This is a genomic window from Arthrobacter sp. ov118 (assembly GCF_900116495.1).
In the GTDB taxonomy this organism is placed as follows: Bacteria; Actinomycetota; Actinomycetes; order Actinomycetales; family Micrococcaceae; genus Arthrobacter.
Genome location: NZ_FPAY01000013.1, coordinates 13,844 through 29,874 on the forward strand (window position 1 = coordinate 13,844; position 16,031 = coordinate 29,874).

Sequence of the window (16,031 nt, forward strand, 5' to 3'; positions counted from 1 at the left end):
TAGGCTAGAAGTGTGACCCCAGAAGAACTTTCCCTCGCCATATCCGCCTGCCTGAAGGACGCCGTCGCGGCCGGCGAAATCGCCCTTGCCGCCGCTGACATCCCGGACCAGGTGCGCGTCGAGCGCCCGAAGAACAGGGAGCACGGGGACTGGGCCACCAACATTGCGTTGCAGCTGGCCAAGGGGGCAGGCACCAACCCGCGTGAATTTGCCTCCGTCCTGAGCGCCCGGTTGAAGACGATCGACGGCGTTTCCGCCGTGGATATCGCCGGGCCCGGCTTCCTGAACATCACGGTCGACGCCGCCGCCGCGGGTGCGCTCGCCAAGGCCATCGTCGAAGCAGGCCCGGCCTACGGGACCAACACCGCGCTCGCCGGACACGTGGTCAACATGGAGTTCGTCTCGGCCAACCCGACCGGCCCGCTGCACATCGGCCACACCCGCTGGGCCGCCCTGGGCGACGCGATCGCGCGCGTCCTGCGGGCCTCCGGCGCCGAAGTCACGGCCGAGTACTACATCAACGATGCCGGCTCCCAGATGAACGTGTTCGCGAACTCGGTGTTCGCCAGGCTGCATGGGCGGGACGTGCCCGAGGGCGGCTACCCGGGCCAGTACATCGCCGACCTCGGCCATGAGGTGCTCAGCGAACACCCGGGCATCCGCGAACTGACCGAAGTGGCGGCCCTGCCGGTGATCCGGGGAGCTGCCTACAAGGCACAGATGCACGACATCAAGGCGACGCTGGCCGAGTTCGGCGTCGACTTTGACGTTTTCTTCTCAGAGCAGGAACTTCACGACGCCGGCGCGATCGAAGATGCCGTCGCCCGCCTGCGGGAACAGGGCCACGTCTACGACGACGGCGGCGCGGTATGGCTGCGCACCACCGACTTCGACGATGACAAGGACCGCGTGATGATCCGCGCGAACGGCGAGCCGACGTACTTTGCCGCCGACGCCGCCTACTACCTGTCCAAGAAGGACCGCGGCTACACCGAGAAGATCTACCTCCTTGGCGCCGACCACCACGGCTACATCAACCGGCTCAAGGCCATCGCAGCCGCCGCAGGCGACGATCCCGAGGTCAATATCGAGGTCCTGATCGGCCAGCTGGTCTCCGTCAACGGCGCCAAGCTTTCCAAGCGCGCCGGCAACATCATCGAGCTCAAGGACCTCATCTCCTGGCTCGGCAAGGACGCTGTCCGCTACTCCCTTGCCCGGTTCCCCGCCGATTCGCCGCTGACCCTGGACCCCGAGCTGCTCAAGAAGCACAGCAACGAAAACCCGGTGTTCTACGTCCAGTACGCGCACGCCCGTTCCCGCGGCGCCGCCCGCAACGCCGTGGCCGCAGGCGTGGAGCGCCGTGTGAACGGCAAGGACAGCTTCGACGCAGCCCTCCTGGACCACCCCACCGAAAACGAATTGCTCTCCCACCTGGGCAGCTACCCCTCCGTGGTGGCCAAGGCCGCCGAACTGCGCGAGCCGCACCGCGTGGCCCGCCACCTGGAGGTCATCGCAGGCGCCTACCACCGCTGGTATGACGCCTGCCGGGTGGCGCCCCAGGGCGAAGAGCCCATCACCGACACCAACCGCACCAGGCTCTGGCTCAACGACGCCACCAGCCAGGTGCTGGCCAACGGACTCGAACTGCTGGGCGTCTCGGCGCCGGAACGGATGTGACCGCCATGACAACAGATTCCCCGCTCGCGCCCGCCTGGCTTGAGGTCCCCGCCGACCTGAACGCACTCCACGAACCGCTGTGGGCAGGCGGTGTGGCCCGGAACGGCGACGGCGAACTGACCATCGACGGGTTGACCGTCAGCGAACTGCAGCGCCAGTACGGCACGCCGCTGTTCGTGCTGAGCGAGTCCGACTTCCGCGCCCGGGCCCGGGCGTTCAGCGACGCGTTCAACGACGCCTTCGCGGACATCTGCGGGGGAGTGGACGTCTACTACGCCGGCAAATCCTTCCTGTGCACCTCCGTGGTCCGCTGGGTTGAGGAGGAGGGGTTGCGCCTGGACACGGCCTCCGGCGGCGAACTCGCCGTTGCCGCCCGCGCCGGCATCCCCGGCGCCGACGTCGCCCTGCACGGCAACAACAAGTCCGACGGCGAAATCCACCGGGCTCTCGACATGCAGCTGGGCCGGATCGTGGTGGACAGCCTGGACGAACTCGAACGCGTCGCAACGATCGCCGCCAACCGGGGCGACACCGCCAGGGTCATGCTCCGGCTGACCCCCGGCGTGCACGCCCACACCCACGAGTTCATCGCCACCGCCCATGAGGACCAGAAGTTTGGCCTCTCCATGGCCGGGGATACCACCGACCAGGCCGGCCTGTCCGCTGCCGAGGAAGCCGTGGCCGCGGCCACCCGGCACGAGAGCATCGAGCTACTGGGGCTGCACTGCCACATCGGCTCGCAGATCTTCGAACCGGACGGCTTCGCCCTCGCCGCGGAGAAGCTGCTGGATTTCCTGGCGGCGATGCAGTCCAAGTACTCCATCGTGCTGCCCGAACTGGACCTCGGGGGCGGCTACGGCATCGCCTACACCCCCGTTGACACGCCCCGCCCGGCCGCCGAAATCGCGCAGGCGATGGCCGCCGTCGTGCGCTCCAAGTGCGCCGCGCTCGGCATCACCGCCCCGCGGATCTCGATCGAACCGGGCCGCGCAATCGTTGGAAGCACCACGTTTACGCTGTACGAGGTTGGCACGCTCAAGACAGTCCGGGTGGATGCGCCGGCCGTCGGCGGCGACAACGCCGCCGGCGACGTTACGTACCCCCGCCGGTATGTGTCGGTGGACGGCGGGATGAGCGACAACCCCCGTCCGGTGCTGTACGACGCGGATTATTCGGCGATTCTCGCCTCACGGAGCTCCGACGCGGCGCCGCAGTTGTCCCGCGTAGTGGGCAAACATTGCGAGAGCGGCGACATAGTTGTTAGAGATGTATATCTGCCCGAGGACGTGGCAGCCGGTGATCTGCTTGCTGTACCGGGGACCGGCGCCTACTGCTGGGCCCTGTCAAGCAACTACAACTATCTGGCCCGGCCGGGCGTTGTCGCTGTCAGCGACGGATCTGCCCGACTCATTGTCCGCGGGGAAACCGAAGAAGATTTGCTCAACCGCGACATGGGAGTCTGAATGACCGAATTGCGAACCCTGAAAGTGGCCCTGCTGGGCTGTGGCAACGTCGGGGCCCAGGTTGCGCGCATTCTCATTGACGACGCCGATGCCCTCGCGGCGCGCACCGGGGCCCGCCTTGAATTGAGCGGCATCGCCGTGCGCAATGTGGACGCCCCGCGCGAAGTCGACCTGCCGCGCGAGCTGTTCACCACCGACGCCGAATTGCTCGTCAAGGACGCCGACCTCGTGATCGAGCTCATGGGTGGGATTGAGCCGGCCCGCACGTTGATCCTGACGGCCATGCGCAACGGCGCTTGTGTTGTCAGCGGCAACAAGGCGCTCCTGGCACAGGACGGTCCCACCCTCTACGAGGAAGCGGACAAGGCCGGGGTGCAGCTCTCCTACGAGGCCGCCGTCGCCGGCGCCATCCCCATCCTGCGGCCGATCCGTGACAGCCTCTCCGGCGACCGGATCACGCGCGTACTCGGCATTGTCAACGGCACCACCAACTTCATCCTGGACCAGATGGACTCCACGGGGGCGCAGTTCGCCGATGCCCTGGCCGAGGCCCAGCGCCTGGGCTATGCGGAAGCCGACCCCACGGCCGACATCGAGGGCTACGACGCCGCCGCCAAGGCCGCGATCCTGGCCTCGCTGTCCTTCCACACCCGGTTCGCCCTGGAGGACGTCTCGTGCGAGGGGATCACGGCCGTCACCGCTGCGGACATCGCCGCCGCGAAGGAGGCCGGCTTCGTCATTAAACTCCTCGCGATCGCCGAGAAACTCACCGACGCAGGCACGGAAACTGAAGGCGGCGCCGGAGTCTCCGTCCGCGTGCACCCCACGTTGCTGCCCCGCGAACACCCCCTCGCCGCTGTCCGCGGTGCGTTCAATGCCGTCTTCATCGAAGCGGAGAACGCCGGCGAGCTCATGTTCTACGGCCAGGGTGCCGGTGGCACGCCGACGGCGTCTGCCGTGCTGGGCGACCTCGTCTCCGCGGCCCGCCGCCTGGTCCTGGGCGGCCCCGGCCGGACCGAAACCACCACCGGGCACGTGCCCGCGCTGCCCATCGACGCCTCCATCACGAGCTACTACATCGGGCTCGACGTCGCGGACCAGCCCGGCGTCCTGGCCAAGATCGCCCACCTCTTCGCAGAGCACGGCGTATCCATCGAAATCATGCGGCAGACCATCCACCGCGACGCCGACTCCAACGTGGAGTCGGCCGAGCTGCGGATCGTGACACACCGTGCACGCGAAGCCGCACTTGCAGCAACCGTCGAGGCCGTCAAAGGCCTGGACGTCATCAATTCCGTCACATCCGTACTGCGGGTAGAAGGGGTCTAAGTGGCTCACCAATGGCGCGGTGTCATCCGCGAATACGCTGATCGTCTTCCTGTCACGGAAGCCACTAAGGTCATAACCCTGGGCGAGGGCGGCACCCCGCTTGTGCACGCCCGCCAGCTCTCCGAACTGACCGGCAGCACCGTCTACCTCAAGGTCGAAGGCATGAACCCGACCGGTTCGTTCAAGGACCGCGGCATGACCATGGCCATGACGGCAGCGGTGGCCGCCGGCGCCAAGGCCGTGGTCTGCGCTTCCACCGGCAACACCTCCGCCTCCGCCGCGGCCTACGCCACCGCTGCCGGACTGCAGTGCGCGGTGCTGGTCCCGGAGGGCAAGATCTCCATGGGCAAGCTCAGCCAAGCAATCGCCCACGGTGCCACGCTGCTGCAGGTGGACGGCAACTTCGACGACTGCCTGGACATCGCCCGCAAGCTCGGCGAGTCCTACCCGGTGTTCCTGGTGAACTCGGTCAACCCGGCCCGGATTGAGGGCCAGAAGACGGGCGCCTTTGAAGTGGTGGACGCGCTGGGCGACGCCCCCGACTTCCACGTGCTTCCCGTGGGCAACGCCGGCAACATCAGCGCTTACTGGAAGGGTTACAAGGAGTACGCCGCGGCGTTCGCGTCGCCCACCGCCGGGACATTGCCGGCCGTCGCGACCAAGACCCCGGTCATGTGGGGATTCCAGGCGGCGGGGGCCGCCCCGTTCGTGGCCGGCCACCCGATCACGGAGCCCGACACGATCGCCACCGCCATCCGGATCGGCAATCCGGCCTCGTGGGACACCGCCGTCGCGGCGCGGGATGAATCCGGCGGCGTGATCGAGGCGGTCACGGATGAGGAAATCCTGTCCGCGCACCGCTGGCTCTCCGCCAAGGAAGGCGTCTTCGTGGAGCCCGGCTCCGCTGCCGGCGTCGCCGGCCTGATCAAAAAGCACGCGGCCGGGCAAGTGCCGGCCGGCAGGACGATCGTCATCACCGTAACCGGCCACGGCCTCAAGGACCCGCAGTGGGCCCTGCGCACCGAGGACGGCAGCGATGTGCAGCCGGTCAAGGTCTCCAACGACGTCGTCACCGTCGCCGCGGCACTGGGACTGGAAGAAAAATAGCGTTGGAAACAACCCTCACCGTCCCGGCTGAATCCGCTGCCGGCTCCCCGGCCGTACCGGCCGGCCAACTGGTCACCGTGCGGGTGCCGGCCACCAGCGCCAACCTTGGACCCGGGTACGACAGCCTCGGCCTGGCACTCACGCTGCATGACACGCTCACCGTGGAGACCCTTTCCAGCGGCGAACTTGAGTTCGAGCTCAGCGGAGAGGGTGCCGAGTCGCTGCCCCGTGACGCGACGCACCTGGTGGTCAAGGCCCTCACCGAGGCGCTGCACCGCCTCGGCTTCCGGCACGAAGGTCTCCGGATCACGGCGGACAACGTCAACCCGCACGGGCGCGGCCTGGGTTCCTCGGCCTCTGCCGTGGTTGCGGCCGTCACCGCCGCAAATGCCTTGGTTCCGGAGGCGTCCCGGCGTGGCCGGGACTGGATTCTGCAGCTCACTTCCGAAATGGAAGGCCACCCGGACAACGTCGCACCCGCCATTTTCGGCGGGCTGGCGCTGTCATGGCAGGACAGTGACCAGTACAGCAGCACGTGCGCCACCGTGGCCGCGTCGGTGATTCCCGTCGTCGCCGTGCCGGACTACGAGCTTTCCACCGAAGCCGCCCGGGCCCTCCTGCCGCCATCGGTGGGACACCACGCCGCCGCCATGAACTCCGGCCGTGCCGCCCTGCTGATCCACGCCCTGACCGCCAATCCGGAGTTCCTGCTGCCCGGAACCGAGGACTACCTGCACCAGAGCTACCGTGCCCAGGCCATGCGGCCCAGCGCAGAGCTGATCGCCGCGCTGCGGGGGGCCGGGCATGCCGCCGTCGTGTCCGGCGCCGGGCCGACCGTGCTGGTGCTCGCCAACGGCGAAGCCGAAGCCCGCCAGGTTGTCTACTTCATCGGCGCCTACACCGCAGGCAACACGCCGGAAGTGGGCTGGCGAGTGATGAAGCTGGCCGTGGACGTTGAAGGTGCTAAAGTAGAAGTGCACCGGCGGTAAATACGCAGGCGGTAAATCAGTAACCGTTCCAAAGACCGCGATGTTGGCCATGTAGCCTCTCTCATCTTTCACTGCGCGAATATTTTCCGGTGCCACCTGCTTTCGGTCTGACGCAGGAATCAGCAGATTGTCTCTGCCCCCTGAACCGTCAGCCCGCCGTTCCTCATTTCTCGGATCGTGCATGGTGAAGCAGTATCCGGCCCTGCTGGCCGAAATTCCATCCGGCAAGGCCGAAATCCGGCTGCAGATCTGAACTGCAGCCCAGATCAAATCACCGCGTCCAGCTCTTAGCCTGGACGCCGTCGAGGGGGAAGGATCCTTCGTGACCGAAACCACTGAGCTGTCTCCGGCTGTGGATACATCTTCAGCTGCCGGATCAACGGCCGCACCTGCCAAGAGCAGCGGCCTTGCAGGCCTCAAGCTCGCCCAGCTCCAGGCCCTCGCCAGCCAGCTGGGGATCTCCGGCGGTTCCCGCATGCGTAAGGGCGATCTGGTCACGGCCATTTCGGCCCACCGTGCTGGCACTCCGGTGAACCAGGCACCGGCCCGCGTTGCCGAAAAGGCGACCGACAATGGCACGGTTTCCCGCGCAAAGGCAACGGCACCGGCAGCGGAACCCGCCGCCGCGCCCGCCGCCGAAGAGGCCCCGGCCCAGGAAGGCACCCGCGCCCGCCGCGGACGCAGCCGCCGTGCAGGCAGCGACGGGGTTGTCGCGCCGGCAGCCACGGAGGCACCCGCCCCGGCTCCGGCAGAAGCCCCCGCGGTTTCCACTGACGCCGCCGCCGAAGCCGGATCCGCCGTTTCCGCAACGGAAGGCAGCGACCGGACACGGCAGCCGCGTACCCGCAACCGCCGCCGCGGCGAAGCGGCAGCCCAGGCTGCCGACGCCGCCGGCCAGAACGCCGGTGAGGTTCAAGCCGAACAGCCCGCGGCCGAACAGCGCACCGAACAGCGCGAGCAGCGCGAACAGCGCACCGAACAGCGCCAGGGTGAGCAGCGCGAGCAGCGCGAACAGGGCAGCGAAGACGGCCAGCGCCGCGACTCCCGCAACCGCGGCCGCGACGAGACCGCGGGCAACCGCGACAACAGCCGCGACAACGATGACAGCGACGGCGGAAGCCGCCGCAACCGCCGCAACCGCCGTGATCGCAACGACCGCCAGGGCCAGCAGGACAGCCGCGACAACTCCTCGCGCAACGACCGCTTCCGCGACCGGAACGACCGTCGGCGCGGCCGCGCGCAGGGGCCGGACGTCGACGACGTCGAGGTCACCGAGGACGATGTCCTCCTGCCGGTCGCCGGCATCCTTGACGTGCTCGAGAACTACGCGTTCATCCGCACCTCGGGCTACCTGCCGGGCCCGAACGACGTTTACGTCTCGCTCGCCCAGGTCAAGAAGTACAACCTGCGCAAGGGCGACGCCGTCGTCGGCGCCATCCGCGCCCCGCGCGAAGGCGAGGACCGCAGCCAGCAGTCCGCCCGCCAGAAGTTCAACGCCCTGGTCCGCACCACCTCGGTCAACGGCAAGACCCCCGAGGAACTCAAGGACCGCGTCGAATTCGCGAAGCTCGTTCCGCTGTACCCCTCCGAGCGCCTGCGCCTCGAGACGGACCCGAAGAAGATCGGCCCCCGCGTCATCGACCTCGTGGCCCCGATCGGCAAGGGCCAGCGCGGGCTGATCGTTTCGCCGCCGAAGGCCGGCAAGACCCTCATCCTGCAGTCCATCGCCAACGCCATCACCACCAACAATCCTGAGGTCCACCTCATGATGGTCCTCGTTGACGAACGCCCCGAAGAAGTCACGGACATGCAGCGCACCGTCAAGGGCGAGGTCATTGCCTCCACCTTCGACCGTCCCGCCGACGACCACACCACCGTGGCCGAACTCTCCATCGAGCGCGCCAAGCGCCTCGTGGAAATGGGCATGGACGTCGTGGTGCTCCTGGACTCCATGACCCGCCTGGGCCGCGCCTACAACCTGGCAGCACCGGCCTCCGGCCGCATCCTGTCCGGTGGTGTGGACTCCGCGGCGCTGTACCCGCCGAAGCGCTTCTTCGGTGCAGCCCGCAACATCGAAAACGGCGGCTCGCTGACCATCCTGGCCACCGCGCTCGTCGAGACCGGCTCCAAGATGGACGAGGTCATCTTCGAAGAGTTCAAGGGCACCGGCAACATGGAGCTCCGCCTGTCCCGCCAGCTGGCTGACAAGCGCATCTTCCCGGCCGTGGACGTCAACGCGTCCGGCACCCGCCGCGAAGAGAACCTGCTCTCCGCCGAGGAAGTCAAGATCATGTGGAAGCTGCGCCGCGTCCTCTCCGGACTCGAAACGCAGCAGAGCCTTGAGCTGCTGACCAACAAGATCCGGGAGACCCAGAGCAACGTCGAGTTCCTCATGCAGGTGCAGAAGACGACGCTCGGCGCGAAGTCCGATAACGACAAGTAGCTGGCTTTAGCCGCTCAAAATATGCCGGCCGTTCCCTGGCCGGCATATTTTGAGCGGCTTTGCTGTTTGCCCGCTTTCGCGTGGAGCTCTGCCCACAGCAACGCGGGGTCAGATACGGCCCATTGGGGCCCCCGGAATGGGCGGTAAGTGACCCCGCGTTGCAGTTACTAGACTTGGTATCGAGTCGAAAGAGGTTTGAAAATGTTTGAGTCCGTACAGGGCCTGCTGGACGAGCATGATGCTATCCAGGCCCAGCTGGGGGATCCGGCTGTCTACGCTGACCAGCGGCTGGCCCGGAAACTGGGGCGGCGTTCGGCCCAGCTGAACGGCATTGTCGAGGCTTACCACCGCTGGGAAGGCCTCCGCGATGACCTGGCGGCTGCCAAGGAAATGGCGGACGAGGACCCCGAATTCGCCGCGGAGGTGCCCGAGCTGGAGGCGTCGCTGGAGACGGCGGCGGCCAAGTTGCGCCGGCTGCTGATCCCGCGGGACCCGGACGACGCCCGCAACGTGATCCTCGAAGTCAAGGGCGGCGAAGGCGGCGACGAGGCCGCGCTGTTCGCCGCGGACCTGCTGCGGATGTACAGCCGCTATGCCGAATCCCGGGGCTGGAAGACCGAAATCATTTCCGCCACCGAATCGGACCTCGGCGGGTACAAGGACGTCCAGATGGCCGTCAAGGGCAGCTCGAACGACCCGGCTGAGGGCGTGTACGCGCGTCTCAAGTTCGAAGGCGGGGTGCACCGCGTGCAGCGCGTCCCCGTCACCGAATCCCAGGGCCGCATCCACACCTCGGCCGCCGGTGTGCTGGTGCTCCCCGAAGTGGACGAGCCCGAAGAGCTTGAGATCAACCAAAACGATCTCAAGATCGATGTTTACCGGTCCTCCGGACCCGGCGGACAGTCGGTCAACACCACAGACTCGGCCGTGCGCATCACCCACCTTCCCACCGGCATCGTCGTGGCCATGCAGAACGAGAAGTCGCAGCTGCAGAACCGTGAAGCCGGCATGCGCGTGCTGCGTGCCCGCATCCTGGCGCACCAGCAGGAGCTGATCGACGCTGAGAACTCGGCCCAGCGCAAGTCGCAGATCCGCACCATGGACCGCTCGGAGCGCATCCGCACGTACAACTACCCCGAAAACCGGGTCGCGGACCACCGCACCGGCTACAAGGCGTACAACCTGGACCAGGTCATGAACGGCGACCTGGAACCGGTGATCCAGTCGGCCATCGAACTGGACGAGCAGTCCCGGCTCGACGCCATCGGCGAATAGGTCCGGGCCTGTGATGACAGCAGGCAACCGCCCCAGCCTTGCGGAGGCCGTGCGAGAGGCGACGGCGGTGCTGGCCGCGGCCGGTGTGCCCAGCCCGCGCGTCGACGCCGAGCTTTTGGCCGAACACCTGCTCGGCGTCGGGCTCGGCCGGCTGCGCGCGCTGATGCTCGGCGATTCCCCAGCACCGGAGGGGTATGCGGACCTCGTCGCCGAACGGGCGCAGCGGATTCCGCTGCAGCACATCACAGGTGTGGCGCACTTCCGGTACCTCGAACTCTCAGTCGGCCCCGGCGTGTTCATCCCGCGCCCGGAAACGGAATCCGTGGTCCAGTTGGTGATTGACCGCCTCCAGGGCATGCCGCATCCCAAAGTGGTGGACCTGGGCACCGGGTCCGGCGCGATCGCGGGGTCGATCGCTCACGAGGTCCCCGGAGCCGAGGTTTACGCGGTGGAGTACAGCGAGTTCGCGCACGCCTGGGCGGCGAAAAACCTCCTGCCCCTGGGCGTCCACCTCGTCCGCGGCGACCTGCGCGACGCGCTGCCCGAACACAATGGCACGTTCGACGTCGTCGTCTCCAACCCGCCGTACATTCCGGCCGAAGCGATCCCGAATGAACCCGAAGTGGCACTGCACGATCCCCCGGTGGCGCTCTACGGCGGGGGAGCGGACGGCATGGAACTTCCGACGGCGGCGGCCGCCTCGGCCGCCCGGCTGCTGGTACCCGGCGGCTACTTCGTGATGGAGCACGCTGAAGTGCAGTCACAGTGGATCGCCGCGATGCTCGACCGGACCGGGCTGTGGTCCGAGGTGCAAACGCACGTGGACCTCAACGGCAAGGACCGCGCCACCAGCGCTGTGCTGGCAGTGTCTGATCTGACAACGCGAGGTCTGGCGGCGTCAAAAACGTGCGACAAGTGATGAAAGAATAAGGCAGTGACGACTAGCTACGATTGCACGGCAGCTGAGCAGCGCGCCGCAGGACTCGAACACGCCCAGCGGGCCATCCGTGAGAACAAGTGCGTGGTTTTCCCCACGGACACCGTCTACGGCATTGCCGCCGACGCCTTTTCACCCCTTGCCGTGACCTTGCTGCTCGCGTCCAAGGGCCGGAGCCGGAAGATGCCGCCACCCGTGCTGATCCCCAGGCTGAACGCGCTCGACGGACTCGCCACGGACGTTCCGGCCGAGGCGCGGCGCCTGGCCGAGGCGTTCTGGCCCGGCGGCCTGACCCTGATCCTGCATGCCCAGCCCTCCCTTGACTGGGATCTCGGCGAGACCAAGGGGACAGTGGCCCTGCGGATCCCGGCCGACGACGTCGCCCAGGACCTGCTGACCCTTACCGGGCCGCTTGCCGTCTCCTCCGCGAACCGCACCGGGCACGCGGCGGCGCAGACCGCTGCGGAGGCCGAGGCGCAGCTCGCGGAATCCGTGGAGGTCTACCTTGAGGACGGACCCCGGCCCACCGGCGGTGCCGAGGCCCTCGCCTCGACCATCATCGACGCGACCGCCCTGCCTTTGCGCGTGGTCCGCCAGGGCGCCATCAGCCTCGAGCGTTTGCGGGCCGTGGTCCCCGGGCTGGTGGACGTCGACGGCAACGCCCCGGACGCACCGGGGCCGGTTGAGCCGACCTTGGATGCGCCGGAGCCTGTATTGCCGGAACCGGTCGAGCCCGAGCCAGGCGCCGCGCCGGGCGCAGGGTCCGGCTCCGCATGACGCTCGAGCGCCAGTCCGTCCCGTTTCTCGACGTCGATGCCACTCCGCTGACGGTGTCCCAGCTGACCGCGGTCCTGGGTACGTTTGTGGCCGAGGGCGGGACCCGGTTCGTGGTGGGTCACAATCTGCACAGCGTGACGCTGCTGCACTCCGAGCCCACCTTTCGATCCTTCTACGCGAACGCCGACGTGGTGCTGATCGACGGCGCGCCCGTGCTCTGGCTCTGGGCCAAGACGGGTGAAGAGGACGACGGAAGGGCGCCGGTGATGGACTACCGACTGGGCTCGACCGACTGGATTCCCGCCCTGGGCAACGTCCAGGGCCTCGAAAGGATTGCGGTCATAGGGGCCGGCTCCGTGGCCAACGCGGGCGCCGTGGCGAAGCTGCAGCAGATCGTCCCCGGGGCTCGGGTGGACGGCATGCCCGGCGAGGGCTGGAACTGCGACGTTGAGGAAACCGCCGTCGAATGGCTTTCCCGGCTGCGCCCGCAGCTGGTGCTCCTTGGCCTCGGCATGCCGCTGCAGGAACAGGTCCTGGCACGCCGGCTGGCCGCGCTCCCGCCCGCCGTTTACTGCACCGTCGGTGGCGCCATCGAACAAATTGCCGGCGTCCAGAAACTGGCGCCGCGCTGGATCGGCAGGCTCGGTCTCGAGTGGGCCTGGCGGCTCATGCTGCACCCCCAGCGGGTGGCCTACCGGGTCTTCGGCGAGCCCTGGGTGCTGCTGGGCCTGTTGCTGCGCCGGCGGCTGCCGCAGCTCCGCCGGCAGCCCTAGGAATACAACCTGTCCGCCTGGCGCGGACGGTTAGAACTTCTGGTCCTCCAGCGGGCCGAAGCCCTTGCCGCGGAGCCCCGCGGAAAACGCGGAGAACCAGTGCGCGAGCCCGCGGAAGTCACCGCTGCGCAGGAAGTAGCCGAGGTAGCCGCCCACATCCGCGATGAAGGATTTCACCCGGAAATGGCGGCGGATCATGTAGCCGCGGTTCCGGTAGTAGAAGTAGCGCTTGAAGGCGGAATCCGGAACGATCACGTGCCACCGTGCGCCGAAGACGTGCTTGGTTTCGGAGAAGGCGTGCGGGTGGCTGATGGCAGCGGTGGTGACCGTGCCGAAACGGATCCCGGCCTTGCGGAGCCTGAGCGTGAAGTCCACCTCGTCGCCGCGGATGAACAGGCGCATGTCCGGCAGTCCGACCTTGAAGAAAACGTCGGACCGGATCAGGGCGCCGTTGAAGAAGTGTCCGTCGCCGGGCAGGAAACCGACCTTTTCCACCTCCGCACGCTCGTGGGTGACCTTGCCTCCCAGCCGGAAGAAAAAGGACAGCTGGTCCGGGTGGCCTGGGGCCACCACGAGCGGCACGACGGCCTCGAGGCCGCGGTCCTGTGCCTCGCGGAGCAACGTGGCGAGGCATTCCGGATCCGCCGGCTCGGCGTCGTCATCCATCATCCAGATCCAGTCCGCGCCGCTGGCGACGGCTTTGAGGATGGCCAGCGAGAATCCGCCGGCACCGCCGAGGTTCGCCTCGGACCGGACATAGTCCACATTGGCGTGCCGGTTCGCGACGTCCCGGGACGGCGCGGTGCCGCTGTCGACGAGGCAAATGGAGCGGACCGCGGCGCTCTGGTTGTTGATGGCGTCCAGCAGGACAGCCAGCTCCCTGGGACGGTCAAACGTCACGGCGGCCACTGCAACCGAGGGGGTCATCGCGGGGTCCTTTCAGCACGACCGTCAGTGGTTTTCCCGCCGGCGGAGGGCCGTGTGACGCGAAGACAGGTGGCCGTTGGCATTAGTATCTTGACTAGAGTCCACTCTAATACAGCCCTGTCAGGCACTACGCACTGCCTGCCCTGCGCACGGCGACGGAGAAGTTTCATTTTTCGAAAGACAGTTCCACGGCAATTGAATCCACCCAATTTCCGCAGCTCAGCGGTGCCTCCGCGGCTGCGGAACGTGCCGCCGTGTAGTGTCTGCGCCGATGGCACCGGGCTGGTGGTCTTCCCGTGATCATGTACCTGCTCATGATGCTGACCGCCGCCGTCGTGAGCTACGCGGCCACCTGGAGTGCCCGCCTTGTAGGCAACAAGCTGGAGCTGTTTGCCCCGATCCGCAGCCGCGACATGCATTCGACGCCGGTCTCCCGGCTTGGCGGGCTCGGCATCTTCGCCGGAGTCCTGGTGGCACTGGTCCTGGCCAGCAGTTCCTTCTTCGTTAAGGACATCTTCCGCAACAACACCGCGCCCTGGGGCATCCTTGCCGGGGCAGCCGTCATCGTGCTGGTCGGCGTCGCGGACGACCTGCTCGATCTGCGCTGGTGGATCAAGCTCATCGGCCAAAGCGCCGCGGCACTGGTCGTGGCCACCTGGGGAGTCCGGATGACGATTATCCCGTTCATCCCCGAACCGTTCGTGATCCAGAACGAGGCCGTGAGCATCGCGCTGACGGCCGGGCTGATTGTGACCACCATGAACGCGTTCAACTTCATCGACGGGCTGGACGGCCTCGCCGCAGGCGTGGCCATCATCGGGGGAGCGGCGTTTTTCCTCACGGCCTACTGGGTCCACCGGACCGCCGTCCTGCTGGACCGCTCGGACCTGGCCACCCTCCTGACCGCCGTCGTGGTGGGCAGTTGCGTCGGGTTCCTGCCGCACAACTGGTTTCCCTCCAAGATCTTCATGGGCGATTCGGGGGCGATGCTGATCGGCCTGCTCATGGCATCGGCCGGCGTCGTCTCCACCGGCCAGATCAGTTCCGGACTCTACGACCGGGCCAACGGCATCCCCACCGTGATCCCGATCCTCCTGCCGTTCGCCGTGCTGTTCCTGCCGCTCCTAGACCTGTGCCTGGCGGTGGTGCGGCGGACCGCGCTGGGCCGCTCGCCATGGTCGGCGGACCGCGGACACCTGCACCACAAGCTGCTGGACATCGGATACTCGCACCGCGGCGCCGTCGTGCTGATGTACCTGTGGACCTGCATCCTCGCGTTCGGCGGCCTCGCGTTCGCGATCTTCCCCTGGCATATCGTCCTCGCCGTTGATCTGGCCGCCGCAGCAGTTTTGGCCGTGGTGACCGCTTTGCCGTACCTGCGCCAGCGCGGGCCCCGCCAGGTGGCCGGCACCTCCGAATAGCCAGGGATGCTGCGTTCACAGGGAATTTTCAGAATAATTTCTATCTGATGTAGAATTCAGGGGCGGCTCTTCGCCGCCCACCTTGACCAGCCTTACGCCAGCGACGATTGGGATCTCATGACCTCCAACGCCGAACCGGGACCCGCTTCCGGCAACGGACCTGTTGGTGTCTCCGGCCCCACAAAGTCCCTCTGGCTCAGGCTTCTGGCCATGAGCTCGGCCGCCTCCGCTGTTGCCCTGGTGCTGAGCGGCCTTGCCGCCTTCGTCTTCAACGGTGCCGTGGGGTTCTGGTCCGCTCTCTTCGGGGGAGCGCTGGTGATGGCGTTCTTTGCGATCAGCCTCGCGGTGGGCCACTTCGTCGGCCGCAACAACCCTTCCGGAGCGATCGGACTGTTCGTCGCGACGTACTTCGTCAAGGTTGTCGGCTTTGCTGTAGTCCTCTTCGTCATTGGGGCTCCGGCCTGGTTGCACGGCCGCTGGTTCCTGATCGGCGCCGTCGTGACCGTGGTGTTTTGGCAGGCAGCCGAAATTTACGGCTTCAGCAAGGCCAGACTCCAGATTTACAACGATCCCGACACCCGAAGAGGCGGCACCGATGTTTAGCCGCAAATCGCCTAAATCCACCCCCGGCGCCCCCGGTGTATCAACCGATGACAGTGACGGCGGATACAACGCCGGCATCGCCGTCTTTAGCTACATTGTTGGCGGAATCGTCGTCTGGAGTTTGATAGGGTGGGGACTGGATAATCTGTGGGGAACCCGCTGGATTGTGCTCGCAGGCGCTCTGCTTGGAGCTGCGGGAGGGTTCTATCTATCTCATATGCACGGTCTCACCAGTAATGGAACTTCAGCTGGTGACGGCAATGCTGCACGTGGCCCGTCCCAGGACGAGGAACAGTAATGCCAAATAATT

The 16,031-nt window shown here is 67.1% G+C and carries 14 protein-coding genes; 13 read left to right on the plus strand and 1 reads right to left on the minus strand.

The features are described 5' to 3' along the window. Window positions 1–12: 12 nt before the first annotated feature. The 10 genes from argS to BM372_RS18845 all read left to right on the plus strand — a co-directional run bounded on the left by argS (window position 13) and on the right by BM372_RS18845 (window position 12,770). Window positions 13–1,677, plus strand: a complete 1,665-nt coding sequence (argS, locus tag BM372_RS18800) for an arginine--tRNA ligase (RefSeq protein ID WP_090956975.1) — start codon at window positions 13–15, stop codon at window positions 1,675–1,677. 5 nt (window positions 1,678–1,682) lie between these two features. After that, window positions 1,683–3,140: a diaminopimelate decarboxylase gene (lysA, locus tag BM372_RS18805; protein ID WP_090957045.1), complete on the plus strand. Its 1,458-nt coding sequence runs from the start codon at window positions 1,683–1,685 to the stop codon at window positions 3,138–3,140. Further along, window positions 3,141–4,469, plus strand: coding sequence for a homoserine dehydrogenase (locus BM372_RS18810; protein WP_090956976.1), 1,329 nt, complete (start codon window positions 3,141–3,143; stop codon window positions 4,467–4,469). Next, entirely contained in the window at window positions 4,470–5,576 is a 1,107-nt protein-coding gene (gene thrC, locus BM372_RS18815; protein ID WP_090956977.1) for a threonine synthase, read from the plus strand. A gap of 2 nt (window positions 5,577–5,578) precedes the next feature. After that, a complete protein-coding gene (gene thrB, locus BM372_RS18820) occupies window positions 5,579–6,565 on the plus strand; it encodes a homoserine kinase (protein ID WP_090956978.1) in 987 nt (328 codons plus the stop codon). Window positions 6,566–6,887: 322 nt separating this feature from the next. Continuing rightward, window positions 6,888–9,008, plus strand: coding sequence for a transcription termination factor Rho (gene rho / locus BM372_RS18825; RefSeq protein WP_090956979.1), 2,121 nt, complete (start codon window positions 6,888–6,890; stop codon window positions 9,006–9,008). Window positions 9,009–9,209: 201 nt separating this feature from the next. Beyond that, window positions 9,210–10,283 carry a peptide chain release factor 1 gene (gene prfA / locus BM372_RS18830; protein ID WP_090956980.1) on the plus strand — a complete coding sequence of 358 codons (1,074 nt, stop codon included), beginning with the start codon at window positions 9,210–9,212 and terminating at the stop codon, window positions 10,281–10,283. 13 nt (window positions 10,284–10,296) lie between these two features. Continuing rightward, the gene (gene prmC, locus BM372_RS18835; RefSeq protein WP_090956981.1) at window positions 10,297–11,202 is read left to right on the plus strand and encodes a peptide chain release factor N(5)-glutamine methyltransferase; all 906 of its coding nucleotides are present in this window, start codon (window positions 10,297–10,299) and stop codon (window positions 11,200–11,202) included. Window positions 11,203–11,217: 15 nt separating this feature from the next. Continuing rightward, entirely contained in the window at window positions 11,218–11,997 is a 780-nt protein-coding gene (locus BM372_RS18840; protein ID WP_256214433.1) for an L-threonylcarbamoyladenylate synthase, read from the plus strand. Next, window positions 11,994–12,770, plus strand: coding sequence for a WecB/TagA/CpsF family glycosyltransferase (locus BM372_RS18845; protein WP_090956982.1), 777 nt, complete (start codon window positions 11,994–11,996; stop codon window positions 12,768–12,770). The genes BM372_RS18840 and BM372_RS18845 overlap by 4 nt, the downstream gene beginning before the upstream one ends. A 30-nt stretch (window positions 12,771–12,800) precedes the next feature. Here the strand turns inward: BM372_RS18845 and BM372_RS18850 are convergent, their stop codons facing one another. Beyond that, window positions 12,801–13,697 (minus strand): glycosyltransferase, encoded by an 897-nt coding sequence (locus BM372_RS18850; protein ID WP_090956983.1) that lies wholly within the window; start codon window positions 13,695–13,697, stop codon window positions 12,801–12,803. 296 nt (window positions 13,698–13,993) lie between these two features. Between BM372_RS18850 and BM372_RS18855 the strand changes: the two genes are divergently transcribed. From BM372_RS18855 to BM372_RS18865, 3 genes are all read left to right on the plus strand, one after another. Continuing rightward, the gene (locus tag BM372_RS18855; protein WP_090956984.1) at window positions 13,994–15,118 is read left to right on the plus strand and encodes an MraY family glycosyltransferase; all 1,125 of its coding nucleotides are present in this window, start codon (window positions 13,994–13,996) and stop codon (window positions 15,116–15,118) included. Window positions 15,119–15,235: 117 nt separating this feature from the next. Continuing rightward, on the plus strand, window positions 15,236–15,721 hold the full coding sequence (locus tag BM372_RS18860) for a Cg1360 family ATP-synthase-associated protein (protein ID WP_090956985.1): 486 nt from the start codon (window positions 15,236–15,238) through the stop codon (window positions 15,719–15,721). After that, window positions 15,714–16,019: a hypothetical protein gene (locus BM372_RS18865; RefSeq protein ID WP_090956986.1), complete on the plus strand. Its 306-nt coding sequence runs from the start codon at window positions 15,714–15,716 to the stop codon at window positions 16,017–16,019. Before BM372_RS18860 ends, BM372_RS18865 begins: the two co-directional genes overlap by 8 nt. Window positions 16,020–16,031: the final 12 nt, after the last annotated feature.